Source organism: Pseudomonas sp. ICMP 10191 (genome assembly GCF_001467335.1).
GTDB classification, from domain to species: Bacteria; Pseudomonadota; Gammaproteobacteria; order Pseudomonadales; family Pseudomonadaceae; genus Aquipseudomonas; species Aquipseudomonas cerasi.
This window is the reverse complement of record NZ_LKGW01000046.1, coordinates 103,484-125,226: the sequence shown is the minus strand read 5'-3', so window position 1 is coordinate 125,226 and position 21,743 is coordinate 103,484. Positions and strand designations below refer to the sequence as shown.

At 58.4% G+C, this 21,743-nt stretch carries 21 protein-coding genes and 2 tRNA genes; 11 read left to right on the top strand and 12 right to left on the bottom strand.

The features are described from left to right. Positions 1–269: 269 nt before the first annotated feature. Entirely contained in the window at positions 270–668 is a 399-nt protein-coding gene (locus AO388_RS05580) for an NUDIX hydrolase (protein ID WP_003369317.1), read from the top strand. Between the two features lie 89 nt (positions 669–757). Beyond that, on the top strand, positions 758–1,819 hold the full coding sequence (locus tag AO388_RS05575; RefSeq protein ID WP_003434169.1) for an SDR family oxidoreductase: 1,062 nt from the start codon (positions 758–760) through the stop codon (positions 1,817–1,819). Positions 1,820–1,938: 119 nt separating this feature from the next. On the opposite strand, the gene AO388_RS05570 is transcribed toward AO388_RS05575, so the two are convergent. Both AO388_RS05570 and AO388_RS05560 read right to left on the bottom strand, forming a co-directional pair. Continuing rightward, positions 1,939–2,015: transfer RNA gene (locus AO388_RS05570), tRNA-Val, on the bottom strand. A 660-nt stretch (positions 2,016–2,675) separates the two neighbouring features. Beyond that, positions 2,676–2,752: transfer RNA gene (locus tag AO388_RS05560), tRNA-Val, on the bottom strand. A gap of 182 nt (positions 2,753–2,934) precedes the next feature. Between AO388_RS05560 and AO388_RS05555 the strand changes: the two genes are divergently transcribed. Next, on the top strand, positions 2,935–4,218 hold the full coding sequence (locus AO388_RS05555) for an NAD(P)/FAD-dependent oxidoreductase (RefSeq protein WP_003369311.1): 1,284 nt from the start codon (positions 2,935–2,937) through the stop codon (positions 4,216–4,218). Positions 4,219–4,277: 59 nt separating this feature from the next. Here AO388_RS05555 and AO388_RS05550 read toward each other — a convergent pair whose 3' ends face one another. Further along, positions 4,278–4,973 carry a hypothetical protein gene (locus AO388_RS05550; RefSeq protein WP_003434171.1) on the bottom strand — a complete coding sequence of 232 codons (696 nt, stop codon included), beginning with the start codon at positions 4,971–4,973 and terminating at the stop codon, positions 4,278–4,280. Positions 4,974–5,193: 220 nt separating this feature from the next. Between AO388_RS05550 and AO388_RS05545 the strand changes: the two genes are divergently transcribed. Further along, positions 5,194–5,376, top strand: coding sequence for a hypothetical protein (locus tag AO388_RS05545; RefSeq protein ID WP_044309624.1), 183 nt, complete (start codon positions 5,194–5,196; stop codon positions 5,374–5,376). 120 nt (positions 5,377–5,496) lie between these two features. Here the strand turns inward: AO388_RS05545 and AO388_RS05540 are convergent, their stop codons facing one another. Both AO388_RS05540 and AO388_RS05535 read right to left on the bottom strand, forming a co-directional pair. Then, positions 5,497–6,255 carry a TerC family protein gene (locus AO388_RS05540; protein ID WP_003369306.1) on the bottom strand — a complete coding sequence of 253 codons (759 nt, stop codon included), beginning with the start codon at positions 6,253–6,255 and terminating at the stop codon, positions 5,497–5,499. Between the two features lie 34 nt (positions 6,256–6,289). Next, positions 6,290–6,532 (bottom strand): hypothetical protein, encoded by a 243-nt coding sequence (locus AO388_RS05535; protein WP_003369303.1) that lies wholly within the window; start codon positions 6,530–6,532, stop codon positions 6,290–6,292. A gap of 131 nt (positions 6,533–6,663) precedes the next feature. Here AO388_RS05535 and nhaR point away from each other — a divergent pair, with 131 nt between their 5' ends. Continuing rightward, positions 6,664–7,566 carry a transcriptional activator NhaR gene (gene nhaR / locus AO388_RS05530; protein ID WP_003369301.1) on the top strand — a complete coding sequence of 301 codons (903 nt, stop codon included), beginning with the start codon at positions 6,664–6,666 and terminating at the stop codon, positions 7,564–7,566. Here the strand turns inward: nhaR and AO388_RS05525 are convergent. Together AO388_RS05525 and AO388_RS05520 are read right to left on the bottom strand one after the other, a co-directional pair. Next, positions 7,563–8,717, bottom strand: a complete 1,155-nt coding sequence (locus AO388_RS05525) for an MFS transporter (RefSeq protein ID WP_003434173.1) — start codon at positions 8,715–8,717, stop codon at positions 7,563–7,565. The two genes, nhaR and AO388_RS05525, sit on opposite strands and share 4 nt — an antisense overlap. Positions 8,718–9,149: 432 nt before the next feature. Next, a complete protein-coding gene (locus AO388_RS05520; protein WP_003369297.1) occupies positions 9,150–9,659 on the bottom strand; it encodes a DUF1993 domain-containing protein in 510 nt (169 codons plus the stop codon). A 153-nt stretch (positions 9,660–9,812) separates the two neighbouring features. Between AO388_RS05520 and AO388_RS05515 the strand changes: the two genes are divergently transcribed. After that, entirely contained in the window at positions 9,813–10,487 is a 675-nt protein-coding gene (locus AO388_RS05515) for a YceH family protein (protein WP_054081493.1), read from the top strand. Positions 10,488–10,509: 22 nt separating this feature from the next. On the opposite strand, the gene AO388_RS05510 is transcribed toward AO388_RS05515, so the two are convergent. Beyond that, positions 10,510–11,325: a shikimate 5-dehydrogenase gene (locus AO388_RS05510; protein ID WP_054081494.1), complete on the bottom strand. Its 816-nt coding sequence runs from the start codon at positions 11,323–11,325 to the stop codon at positions 10,510–10,512. 211 nt (positions 11,326–11,536) lie between these two features. Here AO388_RS05510 and AO388_RS05505 point away from each other — a divergent pair, with 211 nt between their 5' ends. Next, complete coding sequence (locus AO388_RS05505; RefSeq protein WP_003410180.1) at positions 11,537–11,893, top strand: hypothetical protein; 357 nt, start codon at positions 11,537–11,539, stop codon at positions 11,891–11,893. Positions 11,894–12,065: 172 nt separating this feature from the next. Next, positions 12,066–12,248, top strand: coding sequence for a hypothetical protein (locus AO388_RS05500; RefSeq protein ID WP_003434175.1), 183 nt, complete (start codon positions 12,066–12,068; stop codon positions 12,246–12,248). 96 nt (positions 12,249–12,344) lie between these two features. On the opposite strand, the gene AO388_RS05495 is transcribed toward AO388_RS05500, so the two are convergent. Further along, on the bottom strand, positions 12,345–12,905 hold the full coding sequence (locus tag AO388_RS05495; RefSeq protein WP_058396988.1) for a hypothetical protein: 561 nt from the start codon (positions 12,903–12,905) through the stop codon (positions 12,345–12,347). 268 nt (positions 12,906–13,173) lie between these two features. Here AO388_RS05495 and pbpG point away from each other — a divergent pair, with 268 nt between their 5' ends. Next, positions 13,174–14,109: a D-alanyl-D-alanine endopeptidase gene (gene pbpG / locus AO388_RS05490; RefSeq protein WP_032609595.1), complete on the top strand. Its 936-nt coding sequence runs from the start codon at positions 13,174–13,176 to the stop codon at positions 14,107–14,109. A 71-nt stretch (positions 14,110–14,180) separates the two neighbouring features. Here the strand turns inward: pbpG and AO388_RS05485 are convergent, their stop codons facing one another. Beyond that, positions 14,181–15,611 carry an NAD-dependent succinate-semialdehyde dehydrogenase gene (locus AO388_RS05485; RefSeq protein WP_003434178.1) on the bottom strand — a complete coding sequence of 477 codons (1,431 nt, stop codon included), beginning with the start codon at positions 15,609–15,611 and terminating at the stop codon, positions 14,181–14,183. Between the two features lie 250 nt (positions 15,612–15,861). On the opposite strand from AO388_RS05485, the gene AO388_RS05480 reads away from it, so the two are divergent. Beyond that, positions 15,862–18,633, top strand: coding sequence for an RHS repeat domain-containing protein (locus tag AO388_RS05480; protein WP_058416164.1), 2,772 nt, complete (start codon positions 15,862–15,864; stop codon positions 18,631–18,633). Positions 18,634–18,740: 107 nt separating this feature from the next. On the opposite strand, the gene AO388_RS05475 is transcribed toward AO388_RS05480, so the two are convergent. Together AO388_RS05475 and AO388_RS05470 are read right to left on the bottom strand one after the other, a co-directional pair. Then, positions 18,741–19,601 carry a glucose 1-dehydrogenase gene (locus AO388_RS05475; protein WP_003369279.1) on the bottom strand — a complete coding sequence of 287 codons (861 nt, stop codon included), beginning with the start codon at positions 19,599–19,601 and terminating at the stop codon, positions 18,741–18,743. Between the two features lie 112 nt (positions 19,602–19,713). Then, on the bottom strand, positions 19,714–20,853 hold the full coding sequence (locus tag AO388_RS05470; protein ID WP_003434181.1) for a glutathione-independent formaldehyde dehydrogenase: 1,140 nt from the start codon (positions 20,851–20,853) through the stop codon (positions 19,714–19,716). 269 nt (positions 20,854–21,122) lie between these two features. Between AO388_RS05470 and AO388_RS05465 the strand changes: the two genes are divergently transcribed. Continuing rightward, a complete protein-coding gene (locus AO388_RS05465; RefSeq protein ID WP_003369275.1) occupies positions 21,123–21,713 on the top strand; it encodes an amino acid synthesis family protein in 591 nt (196 codons plus the stop codon). Positions 21,714–21,743 lie beyond the last annotated feature (30 nt).

Genomic DNA, 21,743 nt, shown 5'->3' with positions numbered 1-21,743 from the left:
GACATGCCGTACGTCGCCCCCGGTGAACCGAACGCGGCTAACCGCCCACTGATGTCCATACTCTAATGCAGCAAACGGGTTGCAGACCTCGGCAACCCGCCTGCTGTGCGTCTCGCTCTGGCTGTTTCACGCTAAGACCTGAGCGGCGCACCCGCCAAAATGAACTATTTATTACATTTTGGTGACTACCACTGACTGTCTTTGAGTCTCAAGTTCACGCAGTCCTTGCAGATACTCATGTCAACGGACGTTTAACAGGTGAACGGATTATGAAACAACGCGCGACAGTCATCTGCAAACGTGACGGCCAGGTCCTTTACGTGCGCAAACCGAAATCCCGCTGGGCATTGCCCGGCGGCAGGATTGAAGCGGGTGAAACGCCCTTCCAGGCCGCAGTGCGTGAACTGTGCGAGGAAACCGGGCTTGCCGACCTTGATCTTCTGTACCTCGATGTGTACGAGAAGGATCAAGTGGCCCACTACGTTTTTACCGCTCAGGTTCCAGCCTCCAGCGAGCCATCGCCGCAGAACGAAATTGCCGCCTGCAAATGGCTTGCGCCGCAGAAACTTGACGACCTGAAAGCCAGCAGTGCGACCAAAACCATCGTCAAGTCATATGCCAACGAGTCCGAAGACGTTTCCGGTGCACGGAGCCACGTGACGGGGTAATCGGGACAATCGGGTTGAACGGTATGGCCTGATTCTGTTCTGAGACAGCAGACGGTTCATTACTTTCTTCCCCGTCTCAGGAGACCCCTATGACTCAGACCGCCCTGGTTGTTGGCGCAAGTGGCATTGTCGGCAGCGCAATCACGCAGTTGTTACTGGAAAACGATTGGCAGGTTGCCGCCCTCTCCCGTAGCCCGTCAGCGCGGCCCGGCGTGATCCCGGTTGCTGCAGACCTGCAGAACCCGGAGTCCGTACGTGTGGCTCTGGCTGATTTAAAGCCCACCCACGTTTTCATCACGACATGGTCGCGTCAGGCCACTGAAGCAGAAAACATCCGAGTCAATGCCGCGATGGTGCGTAACGTGCTGGACGCTGTGCGGCCCGCAGGCAGTGTCAAGCATGTCGCGCTGGTGACCGGCCTCAAGCATTACCTCGGCCCGTTTGAAGCGTATGGCAAAGGCACCCTGCCGCAAACGCCGTTCAGGGAATCGCAGGCGCGCCTCGATATCGAGAACTTTTACTACGCTCAGGAAGACGAAGTCTTCGCTGCCGCAGAGAAGGATGGCTTTACCTGGAGCGTCCATCGTCCGCACACCGTGACCGGTGTCGCCGTCGGCAACGCGATGAACATGGCGACGACTCTGGCCGTTTACGCCTCGATCTGTAAAGCCACGGGCCGACCTTTCGTGTTCCCGGGCTCCCGTGTGCAGTGGGACAGCCTGACCGACATGACCGATGCGCGGCAGCTGGCCCGCCAGCAACTGTGGGCCGCGACCACACCTGCAGCGGCCAATCAGGCGTTCAACATCACCAACGGCGATGTGTTCCGCTGGAGCTGGATGTGGGGACAGATCGCCGAATACTTCGGCTTGCAGCCAGCCGATTTCCCGAGCGAGCCAGCCCCGCTGGAAACGCAGATGGCCAACGATCAAGCAATCTGGGATGACATTGTTCGCGAGCATCAGCTCAAGGAAAGTGACATCAACCGCCTGATTTCGCCATGGCACAGCGATGCCGATCTCGGCCGTCCGATTGAAGTAGTCACTGACATGTCGAAGAGCCGCAAACTGGGCTTCACGGCATTTCAGGCCAGTGACGATGCGTTCTTCGACGTGTTTGAAAAGCTGCGTCGTGACCGCCTGATTCCCTGAANGCCAATGCTCGCATTGGCACGAGAGCTGGCACTTTCTACGGGTAACGCAAGCACAACAAAAAAGGGCCAACCTTTCGGTTGACCCTTTTTTTACCGCCCAGCAGAGCGGATTTTGTTTGGTAGGCGCGATTGGACTCGAACCAACGACCCCCACCATGTCAAGGTGGTGCTCTAACCAACTGAGCTACGTGCCTGCTGTGGGTCGGCATTCTACGGATATTCGATTGCCTGTCAAACGCTTTTTTGCAGTAACTCTCTGAATACGTGAATTTTTTAAGGCTCCTGCCAGTGATCACGCGACATCGGATTCCTTTCGCCTTACCGGCACGCTGATCGTGCGGCCTTCTTGTGTTCACCCACCTTTTGAAACCTTACCTAGCATATTTACCAGTATCACTCATCATCCAGCCCTAATAACGCTTGCTAGTGTCATAGGCGTCGACCTATGCATCACTCAGGAGAAAAAATCATGGACGATGACGTGGCCGCACTGGTGGTTGATAACGGATCAGGCCCGGTTCAGAGCGACAATGAAAGCAACGCTGCCTCCGAAGACGGGCCCGCTATCACGAATCGCTATGCAAGGCTGAGAAGTGACGGGATCGTCATTATGATTCAAGACATCCTGGGCCCGCCCCCGACGCCGGACTGGAAACTATGCAAGGTAGATACAAAGCCAGCCAGAGACTCGCCGAGCGGGTCGGATTTGAGTACGAAGGCACGCTTAGACAGGATCGCATGAGCATTCAGGGAGGACTGCGCAACACGCGCGTTTACTCGATCATTGGCAACACAAAAAAGGGCCAGCCTCTCGGCTGACCCTTTTGACACCGCCCAGCAGAGCGGATTTTGTCTGGTAGGCGCGATTGGACTCGAACCAACGACCCCCACCATGTCAAGGTGGTGCTCTAACCAACTGAGCTACGTGCCTGCTGTGGGTCGGCATTCTACGGATATGCGAATACCTGTCAATCTGTTTTTTTGCTAACCCTATGAAATACAGCGTTTTTTGCCAAACTACAGGCAACGACTCTTTTCGCCTGCTGCTGGCAGAGCTTTTATATCTCGGGTACGATTGCCGCCATCGTCAAGAATATTAAACGGAGTCTCAGGATGGCAAACACGCCCTACCCGCAGTCCTTCTATGCGGCTTCAGCCAATGCTGCCCCGGAACGTCCCGCGCTGCAGGGCGAAGTCGAAACTGACGTGTGTGTCATCGGAGCCGGTTACACAGGCTTGTCCAGCGCGCTGTTCCTGCTGGAAAACGGATTTCGGGTCACGGTGCTGGAAGCGGCCAAGGTCGGCTTCGGCGCATCAGGGCGTAATGGCGGGCAGATCGTCAACAGCTACAGCCGCGACATCGATGTCATCGAGCGAACCGTGGGGCCACGCCAGGCGCAGTTGCTCGGGCAGATGGCCTTCGAAGGCGCATCCATCATTCGCGATAGGGTTTCCCGTTACGGCATTCAGTGCGACCTGAAAGATGGTGGTGTATTCGCAGCGCTGACCAGCAAGCAACTGGCGCATCTCGAAGCCCAGCAGCGGCTCTGGGAGCGGTATGGGCACACCGGCCTCGAGTTGATGGACAAGCGCCGGATCAATGAAGTCGTGGCTTGTGATCAGTACATCGGCGGGTTGCTGGATATGACCGGTGGACATATTCATCCCCTCAACCTGGCGCTGGGTGAAGCGGCGGCCGTTGAAACACTGGGTGGCACGATCTACGAGCAATCAGCGGCCATTCGTATCGAGCGCGGGGCAAACCCTGTGGTGCATACGGCGCAAGGCAGGGTCCGGGCCAAGTTCATTATCGTGGCCGGCAATGCCTACCTGGGCAATCTGGTCCCGGAGCTGGCGGCCAAGTCGATGCCGTGCGGCACTCAGGTCATCACCACCGAGCCGTTGAGCGATGAACTGGCCAAGACGCTTCTGCCGCAGGATTACTGCGTCGAAGACTGTAATTACCTGCTGGATTACTACCGCCTCAGCGCCGACAAGCGCCTGATCTTCGGCGGCGGCGTGGTGTACGGTGCCAGAGATCCTGCCAATATCGAAGCCATCATCCGGCCGAAAATGCTCAAGGCGTTCCCGCAGCTCAAGAACGTGAAGATCGACTACGCGTGGACCGGCAACTTCCTGCTGACCCTGTCTCGTCTGCCCCAGGTCGGACGACTGGGCGACAACATCTATTACTCGCAGGGCTGCAGCGGACACGGTGTGACCTACACCCACCTGGCCGGCAAGGTACTGGCCGAGGCGCTACGCGGTCAGGCAGAGCGCTTCGATGCGTTCGCCGACCTGCCCCACTACCCGTTCCCCGGCGGACAGCTGCTGCGCACCCCGCTGACCGCGCTGGGCGCATGGTATTACAGCCTGCGTGACCGACTCGGTTTCTAGATTTGCTGAACGTAAAACGGCACCTTCTCGGTGCCGTTTTTGTTCCTGCCGCGTTGATTTCATTTAACGCCGCGTGCCAGCGTTCTTTTCGCCTCGCCCGCCGCCTGCTCCTGTCCTGATGTCGATAACGCTTCGGCCGCCTGCAGCCAGCGCTGCGCATCGACATTGGCCGGCAACTGCCGGGGCGACTGAATCAGTACCGCCCAACTGCCCGCGTCCTTCCAGGCCGACGCGAAGCTGCTGAAACTCATTGAATAGCGACGATCCATGCCTGCGTTGAGCAGCACGGTCTCCTTGATGCGGTTATAGCCGATCAACACCGCATAACGCGGCCCTTTCCACAGCGCAGAGCCCTGGGCAAAACGCAGCATGACCGGATAACCCGCCGAGACCTGAGTCAGCAGGTCCTGTAATTGGCCATCAAGCGGGTAAACCATGAACCCGTATTCACGCGCGACTTTCTGCATGTTCTGTTCGAGCCGGTCCTCGGCACCCGGCAGTTGCAGCGGCTTGTCGAGCAAACCGGGCGTTGTCTGCACCTGCTGGTTGGCCAGCATGCTAGCCAGCACCATCGGGCCGCTTTGATAGGCATTACCCCGAAAGAACGGAATCGACGTCAGCTCGACCCGGTCCGGAAGGCGTTTCATCTCCGGCGTAACCATCGACGAACAACCAGCAAGGCCCGTCAGCAAGGCCGCAATCAACCATGAACGCAGTGCACCGGCAGTACCGGTATTGAAAGAAACCGACAGCATGTTCACCCACTTCAACTGTTATCGGGCAACCCGCGACCCGACCTGAGCACCGATGATAGAGCCGACCGGGTTCCGGGTATAGCCGCGCGCAGCACCCCGGTCAGCGGAATGGCGAAAATAATTCATAGCCCGATGCCACTGGTCAATTAACCGAAACATGCCCCGTACTAGACTGTCAGTTATCAAGACCGCAACAAAAAGCAGGAATGTGGAGGCACTTATGAGCCTGGAATTGACAATCGTGATGCTGATCGCCTCGTGGCTTGCCGTTGCCAGTGCGATGCTGTGGGGGGTGATGCGCGTATCCCGTCGCCATCACCAGCCACGCAGCGTCGAGTCGCGCGTGGCAAAGCGGCCAGTCCTTGCAAAACATCTCAAGGCTCCCGCTGTAGCAGCCAACTGACTTACAAGGGCGTGAGCAGCGTTTAGCTGATCTGCCCTCATCAGCGCATTTGCCAGCACCTTGAACGCGAAAGGTCGACCCTGTTGCCAGGGCCGACCTTTTTTACAGTTTCGCCAGCTATCAGTGCGTGGACACCTGAGTAGCGGCTTTCTTGCGTCTTGCCCTGCGTACCAGCATGTTCAAGGCTTCAACGGCTGCCGAGAAGGCCATGGCCGCATAGATATAACCCTTGGGCACATGGGCGCCGAAACCTTCGGCGATCAGCGTCATACCGATCATGATCAGGAAGCCCAGGGCCAGCATGACCACCGTCGGGTTGTCGTTGATGAACTTGGCCAGCGGGTTGGCGGCGACAAGCATCACCACGACAGCAGAGATGACCGCGATGACCATGATCGGCAGGTGCTCGGTCATACCCACGGCAGTGATGATACTGTCGATGGAGAACACCAGGTCCAGCATCAGGATCTGCACGATAGCCGCGCTCATGCTCAGCGCCACCACCGAACCCAAGGCTTTCTCTTCCTCGGTCTTGACGTCCATGCTGTGGTGAATTTCCGTCGTTGCCTTCCAGACCAGGAACAGACCACCGGCAATCAGGATCATGTCTTTCCATGAGAACGCCTGACCAAATACCTCGAAGACCGGCTCTGTCAGCTGCACGATGTACGCAACGGTACTGAGCAGGCCCAGACGCATCACCAGCGCCATGCCGATACCCAGCTTGCGAGCCTTCTCGCGCTGATGTTCAGGCAGCTTGTTAGTGAGAATCGAGATGAAAATCAGGTTATCGATGCCCAGTACAACTTCCATCACCACCAGTGTCGCCAGTGCGATCCAGGCTGCCGGACTTGTTGCGAGTTCCAATAGGTATTCCATAGATCACTGCCCTGCCTGCGCCAATAGTTATAAGTCAGATTTCTTTATCAGACGTGTTTTCGGTTTCAGCCGAGTTTGGTGGTGGCTCCTGCAACGAAAGTTCCTGCCTGGCCTCGTCCAGTGCCTGGGTCGCGGCTTTATGGGTGTCATCGACCACCTGTTTTGCACTGTCGGCGGCGGCGTTCACCACCTGCTTGGTGGAAGACTCTAGCTGATCGCATCCCGCCACTACCAGCAGCGAACCGCTCAGTAATACAGCGTAAAGGGCTTTGTTCATGGGCTCCTCGGTCGGTGAAGCCGGGCGGCCTGTTCAGCCCGGCATTGGAGCGAATTCTAGACATCTTGAAACATAAGGAAAATTCGATTTTATAAGGCATATACTTCGGTTTTACCGAATCGGCAGAAAATATGCTCAATTACCGCCAGCTTCACTACTTCTGGGTCGTGGCCAAGACCGGCAGCATCGTGCGCGCCTGTGAACAGTTGAATCTGACCGCGCAGACCGTCAGCGGGCAGATCAGTCTGCTGGAGGCGTCACTGGGGGTCGATCTGTTTCAGCGCGTCGGTCGGCAACTGGAAATGACCGAAGCAGGTCGCCTCGCCCTGCCCTACGCCGAACAAATGTTTCAGTTGGGCAATGACCTGGAAAACCTGCTGCGTTCGCAACCGGATGAACAGCAATTGCTGTTGCGCATCGGGGTGGCCGACGTCGTGCCCAAGTCCATTGTCTACCGCCTGATCGCACCGACCATGACGCTGGAAGAGTCAATCCGCATCACCTGTCGCGAGGACAAGCTGGAACGACTGCTGGCAGACCTGGCCATTCAGCGTCTCGACCTGGTGATTTCCGATAGCCCCATGCCGCCGCATCTGGACATCAAGGGGTATAGCCAGAAGCTGGGCGAATGCGGGGTCAGTTTTTTCGCCACGCGTGAAATGGCGGAGCGTATCGGGACGGATTTTCCACAGTGCATGCATGGCGCACCGCTGCTGATTCCAGGCCAGGAAACCGTGGTTCGAGGCCGACTGATGCGCTGGTTTGCCGAACAGAGCATTCAGCCGCGCATCATTGGCGAATTCGATGACAGCGCGCTGATGAAGGCGTTCGGCAAATCCGGCAGCGGCGTGTTCGTGGCGCCCAGCGTGATCGCCGACGAAGTGCAGAACCAGTATGGCGTACAAGTGGTTGGCCACACTGACGCGGTGACCGAATCGTTCTACGCCATTACCGTGGAGCGCAAGGTCAGGCACCCCGGCGTTGTCGCCATCGCCGAAAGTGCTCGGAACCAGCTGTTTACCGATGCAGGCTAAGCCGGGAGCGGCCCTGGATCACGCTTGATCAACAACAGCGCCAGCACAATCGCCAGCACAATGATGCCCGCAGCGGCAAAACCGACGTTGCCCAGCCCCAGGTGATCAATGACCCTGCCGCCGATCAACGCGCCGATACCAATGCCAAGGTTGGCGCCGGCGATGTTCAGTGATGCCGCGAATGCAGGTGCTTGTGGCGCGGCCTTGATCAGCCGCACATGACTGACCAGAAACAAGGCCGCCTGGGTAATGCCCCAAACGGCAAGCGCGAGTGGCAAGGCCACCACCGAATGAATGCTCGGCACCACCGCGACCATGCCGACGACCATGAAAGCGCAGAACACCAGGCTGGCAATCAACGGATGGCGGTCGACCATGCGCCCGCCCAGCGAGTTGCCCAGCAAGCCGACAGCACCAAAGCCCATCAGACACCAGCCCACCAGAGCGCCGTCGAAACCGGCAAGACGCTCGAGCATGTCCGCCAGGTAGGTATAGGCCGTGAACATGCCGCTGAACACCAGCACCGAGAGCAGCACGTGCCCCTGCATCATCCGGCTGCGCAAGATGCCGAACTGTTCAAGGATCGAGACCGGGTTCGGCCGGGCAACCGTTTTCGGCAGATAGACCGTCAACAACAGTGCCTTGGCGAACGCCAGACCGGCCAGCACCAGAAAGGCCGTGCGCCAGCCGAACGCGTCGGAGATCAGGGTACCGATGGGGATGCCGAACACCGTGGCGCAAACGATGCCGAAACCGATCCTGGCAATCGCCCGCCCAGCAAACTGAGGACCGACAATGTCCACGGCGGTCTCGCTGGCCAGCGCCCAGAACACCGGCAAGCCCAACGCGGGAATCAGCCGGGCGATACCCATCACGGCGATATTGGGCGCCAGCGCCGCCAGCACATTTGCAAAGCCGAACAGTACCAGGATGCTGACAAAAAGGCGCTTGCGCTCGAAGCGCGAAAAGTAGGCGGTCAGAAAGGGACCAAAGGCGGCGACGGTGAACGCGAACAACGTCACCAGCAGCCCGGCCTGCGAGACCGTGACATTCAGGTCGCGGGCAACGGCTGGCAAAAGGCCAACGATAACGAATTCTGTAGTCAGCACGGTGAACCCGGCGGCTGACAACAGAAGGATGGGCAACAACATGAATACTCCAGAACAACATCAATACAGCCCGCTGCAACAGCGCGGCCTGCGGGAGGACAATTAAAGCGGCTTGAAGATGAGTGTCACGCCAATGCTGCGCATTGGCGTGCATTTCGTGAGGCTCTGCGTCGAAACTTCTCAATCCGGCAAGGCAGTGACTAAACAGTGCATCCTGTAAGAGCCGAAGCTCACGCCAAAGCTCCGTGAAAGCGTAACGAACTGCACCCATACGCTGAGCACGCGTCGGTGTAAACCAGCCCGTTTTTGATTCTGGCCGAGGGCCGTGGGAGCGGGCCTGCTCGCGAAGAGGCCGGTACAGCCCTCAGGAAAGAGGGCGCTCGATGCATCGACTTCGTGAGCAATACGGATCGCCGCCCCGGTCACTCCCACACCCTTCGGGCAGAAGCCTGTAAGCCCTTTATTTCGGGCGTTTTAGAACTTGCCCATGAAATCACGCTTGCCGATTTCAACGCCGTTGTGGCGCAGCAGATCGTAGGCAGTCGTGACGTGAAAGAAAAACTGCGGCAAGGCGTAGCTGAGCAGATAGGCCTGACCGTTCAGGCGCTTTTCCTTTTCAGTGCCGGGACGCAGGACGATTTCGATGCCTTCCTTGCCGTCGACCTGATCAGGGGTGATGCTGCCGATGAACGCGAGTGTCTTGGCAAGCAGAGCCTGCAACTCGGCAAAGGTGGTTTCGGTGTCATCGTATTGCGGGATCTCGACGCCTGCCAGGCGTGCGGAAGCACCCTTGGCAAAATCGACGGCGATCTGCACCTGACGGGTGAACGGCAGCATATCCGGGAACAGACGTGCCTGTAGCAGGGCTGGCGGCTGAATTTTCTTCTCGGTCGCGTAGGCTTCGGCTTTGGTCAGAACGTCGCTCAGCGCGTTGAGCATTTGCTGAAAGACAGGAATGGAAGCGGCGTACAGGGAAATAGACATGACATATCCTGATTGAGAAAGGCGCAATTATAGACCCACATGACGCCAAACGCCGTGACACTTTCAGCGCCCCTGCAGATCCGTGCAGCAGACACTGGCAATAATGTCCGCCACGCCCTACGCTGATCCACCGCCATCACTCAGGGAAGCGCCATGTCCATCGAATCGTCCTCCACCGAATCCTCCCCGAATGCCGAGGCGTTACAACTCAACGGCGTTGAAGTGCGCATTCTGGGCTGCCTGATCGAGAAACAGGCGACCAACCCGGAAACCTATCCGCTGACCCTCAATGCACTGGTGATTGCCTGCAACCAGAAGACCAGTCGTGACCCGGTCATGAACCTCACCCAGGGTCAGGTCGGCCAGAGCCTGCGAGCCCTGGAAGGCCGCGGTCTGACGCGGCTGGTCATGGGCAGTCGCGCCGATCGCTGGGAACACAGGGTCGACAAGGGGCTCGAGCTGGTCCCGGCGCAGGTGATACTCACTGGCCTGTTGCTGCTGCGCGGGCCACAGACCGTCAACGAGCTGCTTACCCGCAGTAACCGCATGCACGACTTCGAGGACAGCGAGCAGGTCGTGCACCAGCTGGAACGTCTGATCGCCAGAGGTCTGGCGATGCTCGTGCCGCGCCAGTCGGGCCAGCGCGAAGACCGTTACATGCACCTGCTGGGCGACCCGGAATCCCTGCAGGAGCTGCTTGCCGCCCGCCAGCACACACCGGAGCGACCTTCGGCAAGTCCGGCGGCCAACTCGCGTATCGATGAGCTGGAGGCACGGGTCGCGGCCCTTGAAGAACGACTGGCCAGACTGGAGCACGCCGAGGAGTAACGCGCCCTGCCCGACCTGCCGGCTAGCCGGCTCTGGCGAAGGCGGCCGCCTGCTGATACTGCTCGTCGGTCGGGCGCACCCCGGTATAGAGCACAAACTGCTCCAGTGCCTGGATCGCCGCCACTTCATCACCACTCACCACACGCTTGCCCAGGCGACGTGCAGCCTGGATCAGCGGCGTGTCGGCCGGGGTAGCCACCACATCGAAAACCGTTTCAGCGGCGTCGATGGCTTGCAGGTCAAACGACAGCTCGTCAGCTTGCGCGCCCTGCATCCCTAATGGAGTGACATTGACCAGCAAGGGTGGCCGCGCGCTGCCCAGCTCCGCTTGCCAGCGAAAGCCGCACGCCTCTGCGAGACGCCGGCCGGCCTGCTCGTTACGGGCCACGATCAGCCCCTCGGTGAAACCCGCATCACGCAGCGCGAACGCGACTGCCTTGGCCATTCCCCCGCTTCCACGCAGGGCAAACGCGCTGCGCGGCACCGCATGGCTCTCCATCAGTTGAGCGACAGCGATGTAATCGGTGTTGAACGCCTTCAGATGCCCATCGGTGTTGACGATGGTATTGATCGACTGGATAGCGGCAGCCGAGGCGTCCAGTTCGTCGACCAGCTCGATGCAGGCCTCCTTGAAGGGCATCGAAACTGCGCTGCCACGAATCCCCAGCGAGCGTATGCCGGCCACGGCGGCGGCGAGGTCTTTGGGGGCGAAAGTCTTGTAATAGAAGTTCAAGCCCAACTGCTGATAAAGATGATTATGGAAACGCACACCAAAGTTGCCGGGACGGGCGGCCATGGACATGCACAATAATGTCTCCCTGTTAGCAGTGACGGACATCGGGTGTTTCCTCCAGACGGTAATGGCTTGAATCTTCGATAGAAGCGTATGCTACGCACCAGCGAGCGCGAGGACATACGCGGCACACCTTACATAAAATTTACTCAGCACTTTCGCAGATTCTTACAATTTCGGTGTCATAGTGTTATCCCGTGGCAGTGCTTGAGAGTGATGCAGGCGCGCGACAACGGGTTGAGAGCGAGGAACAGTCATGATTCGTCAAATCCCCAAGATCGCCTTGTTTGTAGGTGCCTTGGCCCTTGCTGGCCAGGCGAATGCTGACCGTGGCTGGGGTGGCCCTGCCGTGGTAGGTGCTATCGTTGGCGCTGCCGTTGTCGGGGCGGCGGTATCTTCAGGTCGCGACAGAACGGTGTACGTCGAGCGCGAGCCGGTATACGTGCAACAGCAGCCGGTCTACTACGCGCCGCCACCGGTCTATTACCAGCCGGCCCCGGTCTATCAGGTTGTGGAGCGCTACCCACCGCCTCCACCGCCAGGCTACTACCACCGTTACGGGCCACCGCCAGGCCCCGGCTATTACTACGGTCCGCCACGCGGCCGTTGGTAACAGAACAAAAAACCCGCCTTTTAAGGCGGGTTTTTCGTTGCTGTGCTCACATAATTGGCTGCCAATGCAATGCGCCAAACCCTCGTTGTTATCAATGACCACTATTGAGAGCGTCGATTTCTGACTTGCCCGCCTGCCCTCTACAGTAGCGCCATGGATTGAGGAGGCACTTATGGCCAAGGTACACATCATGTCCGTCGTCGGTAGCGCAGTTCCAGCCCCGCTCAGAGAGCGCGGCCTGTTGGCCTGCTGGTACCTGATTCAGGATGGCGAACCCGTCAGCGGCCCGCTCGCGTCATTGCCTGTTGCAGAGGCCCTGTCGCGGCAACTGCAGTGTCAACCCCTCAACAGCTGACTTCTTCTGCAAACCTCGTGCGTTGCTCCGCACATCCCTTGCCCGCCTCTTCGATGGCGGGCTTTTTTTTGCCATGGAAAAAGCCGGTGACCAGACTCAGCCGCGCTCGGCCATGGCCGCGTTGACCTGACAGCGATGGGCCAGTTTCTGCAGGCGTTTCTCCAGCGCCATGAACACCACACGATCGGTACGGCCACTGTCGAGCTCATCGATCAGGTCATTGGCGACCTGACGCAATTCGTAAGCCAGCACCACGCGGTCATCGTTGAGGTCCTGTTTATGCGACTCGAACAGGCGATGCAAGTAATCCTGCAATGTGTATTTCAGGCTATGCCGGTCACTGGCGCGCAGATGGGTCAGGTTGAGGCTGATACGGCCCTGCAGTTCGCTCAGCTCGCCGCACAGGTACTGCATGCGCCGCGCGTAACCCACTTCCCGGTCACGTATCTGCTTGTGCGCCAGTTCCGCTTCCTGCTTGCGCTGGATGGCCGGTACTGCCACGGCGGCCATCAGCCCGACGATCAGACCGATCGCCTGCATCCAGCCAGCCCAGTCACTCGGACGTGAGGTAAAGCCGACACCCAGCAGCAGAATGACGATCAATGAAGCGATGATCACCAGTACTGCGTAATCCTTGCTGACAAACCCCTTGAGCATTGCATGACTCCTGAATCGGTGACCTGAATGGCATGGAATGCTAATCGGTGCGGGCCTTGCGCACCACGAATATTCAATTCAGATGTGGTTTTTGGCAGGTTCCAGAGCAGAAAGCGACTTAACAGCAACTTAATGAATGACCGATTGCGTCATTTATTGCGCAAACGCCCACCCCAGCCCATCGACATACAGCAAAGTCTGCTCATAAAATGCAGCGTTTTGACGCGATCCCTTCCATTTACCACCTTTTATCGAGTGAGCCTTGCTCTTGAAAATCCGTCTGTCTCTTTTGGGCCTATTATTTGTACTTACCGGCCCGGTGCTTTCTACCCCTACGCTGGCAAATGAACCCGCCGTTCTGAACCGTGATCCTTCCAACCTGCACCTTGCCTCGGGCAGCGCAATGGTCATCGACCTGCAGACCGACAAGGTGCTGTATTCCAGCAACCCGGATGTGATCGTGCCGATTGCCTCGGTCACCAAGCTGATGACCGCGATGGTCGTGCTGGATGCCAAGCAGCCGATGGACGAAGTCATTCCGGTGAACATTTCCCAGACACCGGAAATGAAAGGCGTCTTCTCCAGAGTCAAGCTCGGCAGTGAAATGAACCGTCGGGACATGTTGCTGATCACCCTGATGTCCTCGGAAAACCGCGCGGCGGCCAGCCTGGCGCACAGCTATCCGGGCGGCTATCCGGCGTTCATTCTGGCGATGAACGCAAAGGCCAAGGCGCTGGGCATGAAGCACACGGCCTACGTCGAACCCACCGGTCTGTCGGTGTACAACGTGTCGACCGCGCGCGACCTCACCAAGCTGGTGATGGCGGCGCGCAAATACCCGCTGCTCAGTGAACTGAGCACCACCGAGCAGAAGACCGTGACCTTCCGCAAACCGACCTACACCCTCGGTTTCAGCAACACCGATCATCTGGTGCGCAAGGATAACTGGGACATCAAGCTGACCAAGACCGGCTTTACCAACCAGGCCGGTCACTGCCTGGTGCTGCTGACCAGCATGGCCAACCGCCCGGTTTCAGTGGTGATTCTCGATGCGTTCGGCAAGTACACGCACTTTGCCGACGCCAGCCGCATACGCAAGTGGATGGAAACCGGTCAGAGCGGCCCAGCGCCCGAAGTGGCCCTGCAGTACAAGAAGGAAAAGAATCTGGTCATGAGACAGACCGGTATTCAAGCCAGAGACTGAGTCACGCTGGCAACGAAAAACGGTCGCGATGCTTGCACATCGCGACCGTTTTTTATTTCCCCGAGCGACACTCAGTTGTATTGAGTGACCAGCTTGGTATTCAGGTAGGCCTCAATGGCCTCGGTGCCGCCTTCGGAACCGTAACCGGAATCCTTGATCCCGCCGAACGGTACTTCCGGCAAGCCGATGCCCTGATGATTGATCGACAGCATCCCCGCTTCGATAAAGGTACTCAGCGCTTGCGCAGTCTTCATCGACGTGGTGAAGGCATAGGATGCCAGCCCGAACGGCACGCGGTTTGACTCGGCAATCGCCTCCTCTAGCGTGTCGAAAGGCACCAGCAACGCGACAGGGCCGAAAGGCTCCTCATTCATGATGCGCATCTGCGGCTTCAGGCCACTCAACACGGTCGGCTCGAAGAAATAGCCCGCCCTCTCGACAGCCTTGCCACCGGCAGACAGCGTCGCGCCACCACGCACCGCGTCATCGATCAGATCGACCAGCGCAGGAATACGTCGATCATTGGCCACAGGACCCATAGTGGTGCCCGCCTCCAGACCGTTACCCACCTTGATTTCGCGAGTCAGGCCAACGAATTTCTCGGTGAACGCGTCGAGTACCTTGCGCTGCACCAGAATCCTGGTCGGCGACACGCAGACCTGCCCGGCGTTACGGAACTTGGCGGTGGCCAGCACGCGAGCAGCGAGGTCGATATCCGCATCATCGAACACCAGCGCCGGTGCATGACCACCCAGTTCCATGGTTGCCCGCTTCATGTGCTTGCCAGCCAATGCGGCCAGTTGCTTGCCGACCGGCGTAGAGCCAGTGAACGTGACCTTGCGAATGACCGGATGCGGGATCAGGTAGCCGGAAATTTCTGCCGGATCACCGTAGACCAGACCGATGACGCCAGCCGGCACACCGGCATCGGCGAAAGCGCGAATCAGCTCGGCAGGCGACGCTGGCGTTTCTTCCGGGGCCTTGACGATGATCGAGCAGCCCGCAGCCAGTGCCGAGGACAACTTGCGCACCACCTGGTTGATCGGGAAATTCCAGGGCGTGAACGCAGCGACCGGGCCGACCGGCTCCTTGATGACTTTCTGTTCGATGGACACGCCCCGCGACGGCACGAGACGACCGTAACTGCGACGCCCTTCTTCGGCCAGCCAGTCGATGATGTCAGCCGCCGACAGGGTTTCCATGCGCGCTTCGGCCAAGGGCTTGCCCTGCTCCTGCGTCATGATTCGGGCGATGCTGTCTGCACGCTCGCGAATCAGGTTCGCCGCTTTCTGCATCAGCTTGTAGCGATCATAAGCCGAGGTCGCGCGCCAGGTGGCAAAGCCACGCTCGGCCGCCGCCAGAGCTTCGTCAAGGTCGGCGATACCGGCATGCGCCACAGTGCCCAGCGCCTCGCCCGTCGCCGGGTTGATGACTGACAACGTGCGATTGTCGCGGCTTGCGCGCCATTGACCATCGATATAAAGCTGTACGTCTGGATACATGAACAATTTCTCCATAAGTCGCTGAAAGGAACGGTGTGACCGACGGATCAGACTCGCTGATCAGCACCGGCCATCGGCAAAAATGCCAAGCGCTAGGGCTCGTCGATTTTGCGACGCGTCATGACGCGCGTCGACAGGCTCACAAAACGTTTGACGCCGGTGGTCTCATAGGCCTGCGCTATGCTGCACTTACGACGATACTTTACTTACATAGCCTGGACTCAAGTCACCAGTCAGGGATGACGTGATCATGAACGTACAGTCTGCCGCATTGCATCATCATACGCCCCGCCTGAGTGTCATTGAGCCACGCGGCCTGGAGATTCGCGCGATTGATTTTTGGCGCAACCAGGCCACGGACACGCCGGCAGTTCTTATAAACCGCGTGGCTCATGATGCTGCCGGGCATCCGGTCAACTGCTGGGATGCAAGGCTCTGGGAAAGCCAGGCTGCCGTCAATCTTGCTACTGTGTTTTCCCTGAGTGGTCAGGCGCTTTTCAGCGACAGTGTCGATGCCGGTTGGCGGCTGATGTTGGCCGGTGACAGCGGCGCGGTCGTGGCTGGATGGGATGGCCGTGGGACTGAGCGGAGCGTGCAGTATGACGCCCTACTCAGACCCGTTGCCATCATTGAAAACGGACGCTGCGTCGAGCGGCGGCAATACGGCGGGCCGGATACCAAGGGCCATAATCAGTGCGGCCAATGTATACGCCATGATGACCCGGCTGGTTCGCGAATGGATAACGAGTTCGCCTTGGCGGGTGGCGTGCTTGAACAGACGCGGCATTTTCTCTTCAATCCTGAAAATGTCGACTGGCCAGAACCGCTGGCAGAACGTGACGCCTTGCTCGAATCTGGTCCAGGCGCGACTACGCGCTGGGCACACAGTCCGCTTGGCGATGTCATCTCGCAAACGGACGCCCAGCGTAACGTCCAGACCTTTGCCCATACTGTGGCAGGTCATATTGAGGCCATTTCACTCAGCCTCTCCGGGCAGACAGAGCGAGTTCTGGTTCACAGTATCGATTACGACGCTCAAGGCCACGTAACCTCGGAAACGGCTGGCAACGGCGTTGTGACCAAGGCGGTGCACGACGCCGCAGATGGCCGTCTGATTGAACTCAAAGGCACACGGGCAGATGGTCAACTGCTGCAACATCTGCTGTATGACTACGACCCGGTGGGCAATGTCCTGCGTATCGAGGATCGCACCCAGCCGACACGGTGTTATGCCGGTCAGCGCATTGAGCCGGTGTCGACGTATCAATACGACACGCTGTATCAGTTGATCCAGGCTACGGGCACGGAGTCTGCGAAACTCAATCAAGGCCCTGTTTTTCCATCCTTCCAGTGTCCGCTCGACCTGACGCAGCTGGCCAATTACACGCAAACCTACCGCTATGATGCGAGCGGCAATCTGTTGCAACTGACCCACACGGGCACCCAGTCCCACTCGCGCACCCTGATCACTTCGCAAACCAGCAATCGCAGCCTGCCGGTTATCAACGATCGACCGCCGGATGAAGCGGCCATCGCTGCCGCGTTCGACGCCAATGGCAATCTGAATGAGTTGCAAGCCGGGCAAGCGATGAGCTGGGACTGGCGTAATCAGTTGCAGCAAGTGCGGCCGGTGGTTCGGGCAGCGGGTGACGACGACAAAGAGCGCTACATCTACGACGCCAGTGGGCAACGCCTGCGCAAAATCCATACGACCAAGGCGAAAGCCGTTGTCCACAGTGCCGAAGTGCGCTACTTACCAGGCCTGGAGGTGCACAGCAACAGCGCCACAGCCGAGACTTTGCACGTTATCGTCACCCAGGCCGGGCGCAACGAGGTTCGGGTATTGCACTGGCAGGCGGGTCAACCCGAAGGACTTGAAAACGATCAGGTTCGCTACAGCTTCGCCGATCATCTGGGGTCCGGCACCCTGGAGCTGGATAACAACGCGCGCATCATCAGCCAGGAAAGTTACTACCCGTTTGGTGGTACCTCGTGGTGGGCAGGGCGCAGTACGGTTGAAGCCAGCTATAAAACCATTCGTTATTCCGGCAAGGAACGCGACGCGACGGGGCTGTACTACTACGGCCTGCGCTATTACGCGCCATGGTTGCAGCGATGGATCAATCCGGACCCGGCGGGCACAGTGGACGGGATGAATCTGTATCGTTTTGTCAGGAATTCGCCTTTGCGGTTTGCTGATCAACAGGGGGCTGCTCCCTACGACGTGCCCATTACCGTTGTCGTTGCAAAGGACCTTTCCGAGTTCGCGCCTGAGCAGCTATCCAAAATGTATGACGTTAGGGATGTTGCCGTTTCGTTATTGGAGTTCACGCGTTCCGAGCTGCTAAAAGCATCACCGAGGCGAGACGTAAACAAGGCTTTCGACGCAACCTTTGGCGCGCTGGATCCGAGCGCTCGCGCCGCTACGAGCATCGACGTGGAAGATTCGTTACGGCAGATGCAGGAGCTCATTGAGTCCATCGGCAGTCCAGACTCTGATCTAACGCTGTTTCTTTTTAACGGACCCGAGGACATTCTCGCATCGACTGATTTTCAAGGCGAGTTTCAGGAATCGGTCGAACGGATTGGGGTGTCAACCTCTCTTCTTGCCAACTACGATGTGCTGGAAGTTGCACGATCCCTTATTCACGAGACCTCCCATGTCCGCCTGAATACAGTGGATGTGTTTTATTATCTGACGGATGCCAGTAAGCGCCTTGTTAATGGAGCGGATGCCACACAGGTTAAGACGTGGTCAGGCGAGTTCCGAAAGTCGTTAAGAAAAATCTCGACGCATGGCCCCAGGGAAAACCGATTCGATCCAGCCAACTATATATTCGCCATGCAGGCGTTGACCGAGAATGCGCACACCCGAGCAGAGCGAAAACAAGAATTCTTGAGCAACACAACGACCCGAACTTCATTATTGCTGATGAATGCCGACACGCTTTCGTCGCTTGTCATGGCGACCGGACAGCCTGCCCGATATGCGCAGACACGGATGAATCAGTCTGGAAATTAGACAATCAATGGCAGTACCCGCTTGAGCAAATACAGAGTGTCATTGACGCCTGAAAAAACGGTGCCTGTTTGAGCACCGTTTCAACAAAAAAGGCGTTGTCGGGGTAATTACAGAACCGGCTTGCCGCCCGTCACTGCATAGCGCGAGCCGGAAATGTAACTGGCTTCGTCAGAGGCCAGCAGCACATAGATCGGCGAAACTTCCACCGGCTGCCCCGGGCGCCCCAGCGGTGTCTCGCTACCGAAGCTTTTCACATCTTCGTCGGTCATGGTCGCCGGGATCAACGGGGTCCAGATCGGACCTGGAGCAACGCTGTTCACGCGGATGCCCTTCTCGCCCAGCAACTGCGCCAGACCACCGGTGAAGTTGGCGATTGCGCCCTTGGTGGTTGCGTAGGCCAGCAACGTCGGCTTGGGCATGTCCGAATTGACCGAACTGGTATTGATGATCGAACCACCCCGCGGCATATGCGGAACCGCAGCCTTGCAGATGCGAAACATCGCCGTGATGTTGATATCGAAGGTTTTGACCCATTCTTCGTCGGAGATTTCGTCCAGCGTTTCATGCGTCATCTGGAACGCAGCGTTGTTGACCAGCACATCGATGCGACCAAACTCTGCAACGGTCTTGCTCACGATGTCTTCGCATTGCTGCTTCTGTGCCAGGTCGCCCGGCAACACCAGGCATTTACGGCCCGCCTCTTCGACCCAGCGCTTGGTTTCTTGCGCGTCTTCATGCTCGTTCAAGTAGGAGATCGCGACCTGTGCGCCTTCACGTGCGAAGGCGATCGCGACTGCGCGGCCGATGCCGCTGTCAGCGCCGGTGATCAGCGCGATCTTGCCCTGCAGACGTCCGGAGCCCTTGTAGCTTTTTTCACCGCAATCGGGATAGGGGTCCATCTTGCCCTGCATGCCTGGAACATCTTGTGGCTGGCTGGCAAATGGCGGCTTTGGGTATTCTTCGTTCATCTGAATAAATCTCGTCGAATAAAATGTTCTGACTGAAACGCTGACGCCCTTGTCGATCGCCTGTGGCAGATACGACAAGGGCTCTCAGGCAAGGCCTGGTCAACTGCGCTTATCACGCACCTGGCTTGAGCACGACCTTGGTCCAGCCTTCATCACGCGCATCGAAGTGCTTGTAGGCGTCAGGGCCTTCTTCAAGTTTCAGGCGATGGGAAATGATCTGCGACGGCTTGGCGCGATCGTGGTGGATCAGCTCGGCAAGGCGACGGTTGTAAGCCTTGACGTTGGCTTGGCCGGTGCGGATCTGCTGGCCCTTGAACCAGAACGAACCGAAGTCGAAGGCCATCTTGCCTTCCCTCGCGAGGTCGCTTTTGGCGCCCGGATCCTGCGGCACGAAAACGCCCACGACGCCGATTCCACCTGTCGCCTTGGTCGAGGCAACGAGATTGTTCATGGTGACGTGGTTGGCCTCGTGACCATGACGGTCGCAGCACTGATAACCAACGCACTCACAGCCACGGTCGGTGCCTTTGCCATCGGTCAGATTGAGGATCTGATCCACTGCGCCCTGCTCCAGCGAGTTGATCGGCGTCGCGCCCATCTTCGCCGCGAGTGCCAGACGATCTGGATGGTTGTCGACCACGAACACCTGCGACGCGCCCTTGATCATCGCCGAGTGGGCAGCCATCAGGCCGACCGGACCGGCACCATAGATGGCAACGCTTTCGCCAGGCAGCAGCCCGGCCAGTTCGGTGGCATGCCAACCGGTAGGAAAGATGTCCGAGAGCATGACGTAATCCTCTTCACGCTCGGCGGCATCTTCGGGCAACAGCAGGCAGTTGAAGTCGGCATACGGCACACGCAACAGCTCGGCCTGGCCACCTTCATGATCGCCCATGTCAGCAAAGCCGTAAGCCGCACCCGCGCTGCCCGGGTTGGCGGTCAGGCAATAACCGGTCAGGCCCTTCTCACAGTTTTCGCAAAAGCCGCAGCCAATATTGAACGGCAGGCACACCCAGTCGCCCACTTTGATACGGTCGACCCCGGCGCCGACTTCGATCACCTGGCCGAGGTTCTCATGGCCGAAAATGCGCCCGGTCTCGAAAGACGTGCGGCCTTCGTACATGTGCAGGTCCGAGCCACAGATATTGGTGGAGGTCACTCGGACAAGAGCATCTGTTGGCTTCTGGATCTTCGCATCCGGTACGTTTTTGACACTGACGTCACGCGGACCGCCATAGACGATAGCTTTCATGTTCTGAGTCTCCTTGGGTGAAAAATTCGACAGGGCCTTTTATGGCCCACCGAATATCTGTCACGACCAGAAGACGCCTGTTCAAAGCGATTGCCTTCGTACCTGACGAATGGTCATTGATGAACGCGTGCCAGCGCTGCGCGCCCGCAGTGATTCGGGCAAATGAGGCGAGTCCCGGCCCCTGTATTCACTGCAAAGAAAGCATTTGCACGCACGATCTTATGGTATACCATCAGACGAAATACAAAAGCTCGCTCCGGGAGTCGTTCATGAGTTTTGAAATTCGCAAGATCGTCACGTACACCGAAGAAACCTTTATCGAGGGCGGCAAGGCCGCCGACAAGCCGGTCACCATGATCGGGCTGGCGGCCGTGATCAAGAACCCTTGGCTGGGCCGTGGTTTCGTCGAAGACCTGAAACCGGAGATTCGCGCCAACTGCTCCACACTGGGCGAGTTGATGGTCAAGCGCCTCACCGATGCGATTGGCGGCGCGCAGAACATCGAGGCCTACGGCAAGGCTGCAGTGGTCGGGGCGGAAGGCGAAATCGAACACGCTTCGGCCGTGATCCATACCCTGCGCTTTGGCAATCATTACCGTGAGGCCGTCAAGGCCAAGAGCTACCTGAGCTTCACCAACAAACGCGGCGGCCCAGGTACGTCGATCCAGATTCCGATGATGCACAAGGACGATGAAGGGCTGCGCTCGCACTACATCACCCTGGAAATGCACATCGAAGATTCGCCGCGTGCCGACGAAATCATCGTAGTCCTTGGTGCCGCCAACGGTGGACGCCTGCACCCACGAATCGGCAATCGCTATATAGACCTGGAAGAGCTGGCGGCCGAAAAAGCCCAGTAACTCATGAAGGGCTCGTCGCCCGATCACCTT

Excerpts from the sequence above, each read along its gene's own strand:
- AO388_RS05540 (WP_003369306.1), bottom strand. The coding sequence starts at position 6,255 with ATGGAATACCTATTGGAACTCGCAACAAGTCCGGCAGCCTGGATCGCA.
- AO388_RS05580 (WP_003369317.1), top strand. The coding sequence starts at position 270 with ATGAAACAACGCGCGACAGTCATCTGCAAACGTGACGGCCAGGTCCTT.
- AO388_RS05555 (WP_003369311.1), top strand. The coding sequence starts at position 2,935 with ATGGCAAACACGCCCTACCCGCAGTCCTTCTATGCGGCTTCAGCCAAT.
- AO388_RS05545 (WP_044309624.1), top strand. The coding sequence starts at position 5,194 with ATGAGCCTGGAATTGACAATCGTGATGCTGATCGCCTCGTGGCTTGCC.
- AO388_RS05515 (WP_054081493.1), top strand. The coding sequence starts at position 9,813 with ATGTCCATCGAATCGTCCTCCACCGAATCCTCCCCGAATGCCGAGGCG.
- nhaR (WP_003369301.1), top strand. The coding sequence starts at position 6,664 with ATGCTCAATTACCGCCAGCTTCACTACTTCTGGGTCGTGGCCAAGACC.
- AO388_RS05495 (WP_058396988.1), bottom strand. The coding sequence starts at position 12,905 with ATGCTCAAGGGGTTTGTCAGCAAGGATTACGCAGTACTGGTGATCATC.
- AO388_RS05465 (WP_003369275.1), top strand. The coding sequence starts at position 21,123 with ATGAGTTTTGAAATTCGCAAGATCGTCACGTACACCGAAGAAACCTTT.
- AO388_RS05475 (WP_003369279.1), bottom strand. The coding sequence starts at position 19,601 with ATGAACGAAGAATACCCAAAGCCGCCATTTGCCAGCCAGCCACAAGAT.
- AO388_RS05510 (WP_054081494.1), bottom strand. The coding sequence starts at position 11,325 with ATGTCCGTCACTGCTAACAGGGAGACATTATTGTGCATGTCCATGGCC.
- AO388_RS05525 (WP_003434173.1), bottom strand. The coding sequence starts at position 8,717 with ATGTTGTTGCCCATCCTTCTGTTGTCAGCCGCCGGGTTCACCGTGCTG.
- AO388_RS05470 (WP_003434181.1), bottom strand. The coding sequence starts at position 20,853 with ATGAAAGCTATCGTCTATGGCGGTCCGCGTGACGTCAGTGTCAAAAAC.
- AO388_RS05535 (WP_003369303.1), bottom strand. The coding sequence starts at position 6,532 with ATGAACAAAGCCCTTTACGCTGTATTACTGAGCGGTTCGCTGCTGGTA.
- AO388_RS05480 (WP_058416164.1), top strand. The coding sequence starts at position 15,862 with ATGAACGTACAGTCTGCCGCATTGCATCATCATACGCCCCGCCTGAGT.
- AO388_RS05575 (WP_003434169.1), top strand. The coding sequence starts at position 758 with ATGACTCAGACCGCCCTGGTTGTTGGCGCAAGTGGCATTGTCGGCAGC.
- AO388_RS05550 (WP_003434171.1), bottom strand. The coding sequence starts at position 4,973 with ATGCTGTCGGTTTCTTTCAATACCGGTACTGCCGGTGCACTGCGTTCA.
- AO388_RS05485 (WP_003434178.1), bottom strand. The coding sequence starts at position 15,611 with ATGTATCCAGACGTACAGCTTTATATCGATGGTCAATGGCGCGCAAGC.
- AO388_RS05500 (WP_003434175.1), top strand. The coding sequence starts at position 12,066 with ATGGCCAAGGTACACATCATGTCCGTCGTCGGTAGCGCAGTTCCAGCC.
- AO388_RS05520 (WP_003369297.1), bottom strand. The coding sequence starts at position 9,659 with ATGTCTATTTCCCTGTACGCCGCTTCCATTCCTGTCTTTCAGCAAATG.
- AO388_RS05505 (WP_003410180.1), top strand. The coding sequence starts at position 11,537 with ATGATTCGTCAAATCCCCAAGATCGCCTTGTTTGTAGGTGCCTTGGCC.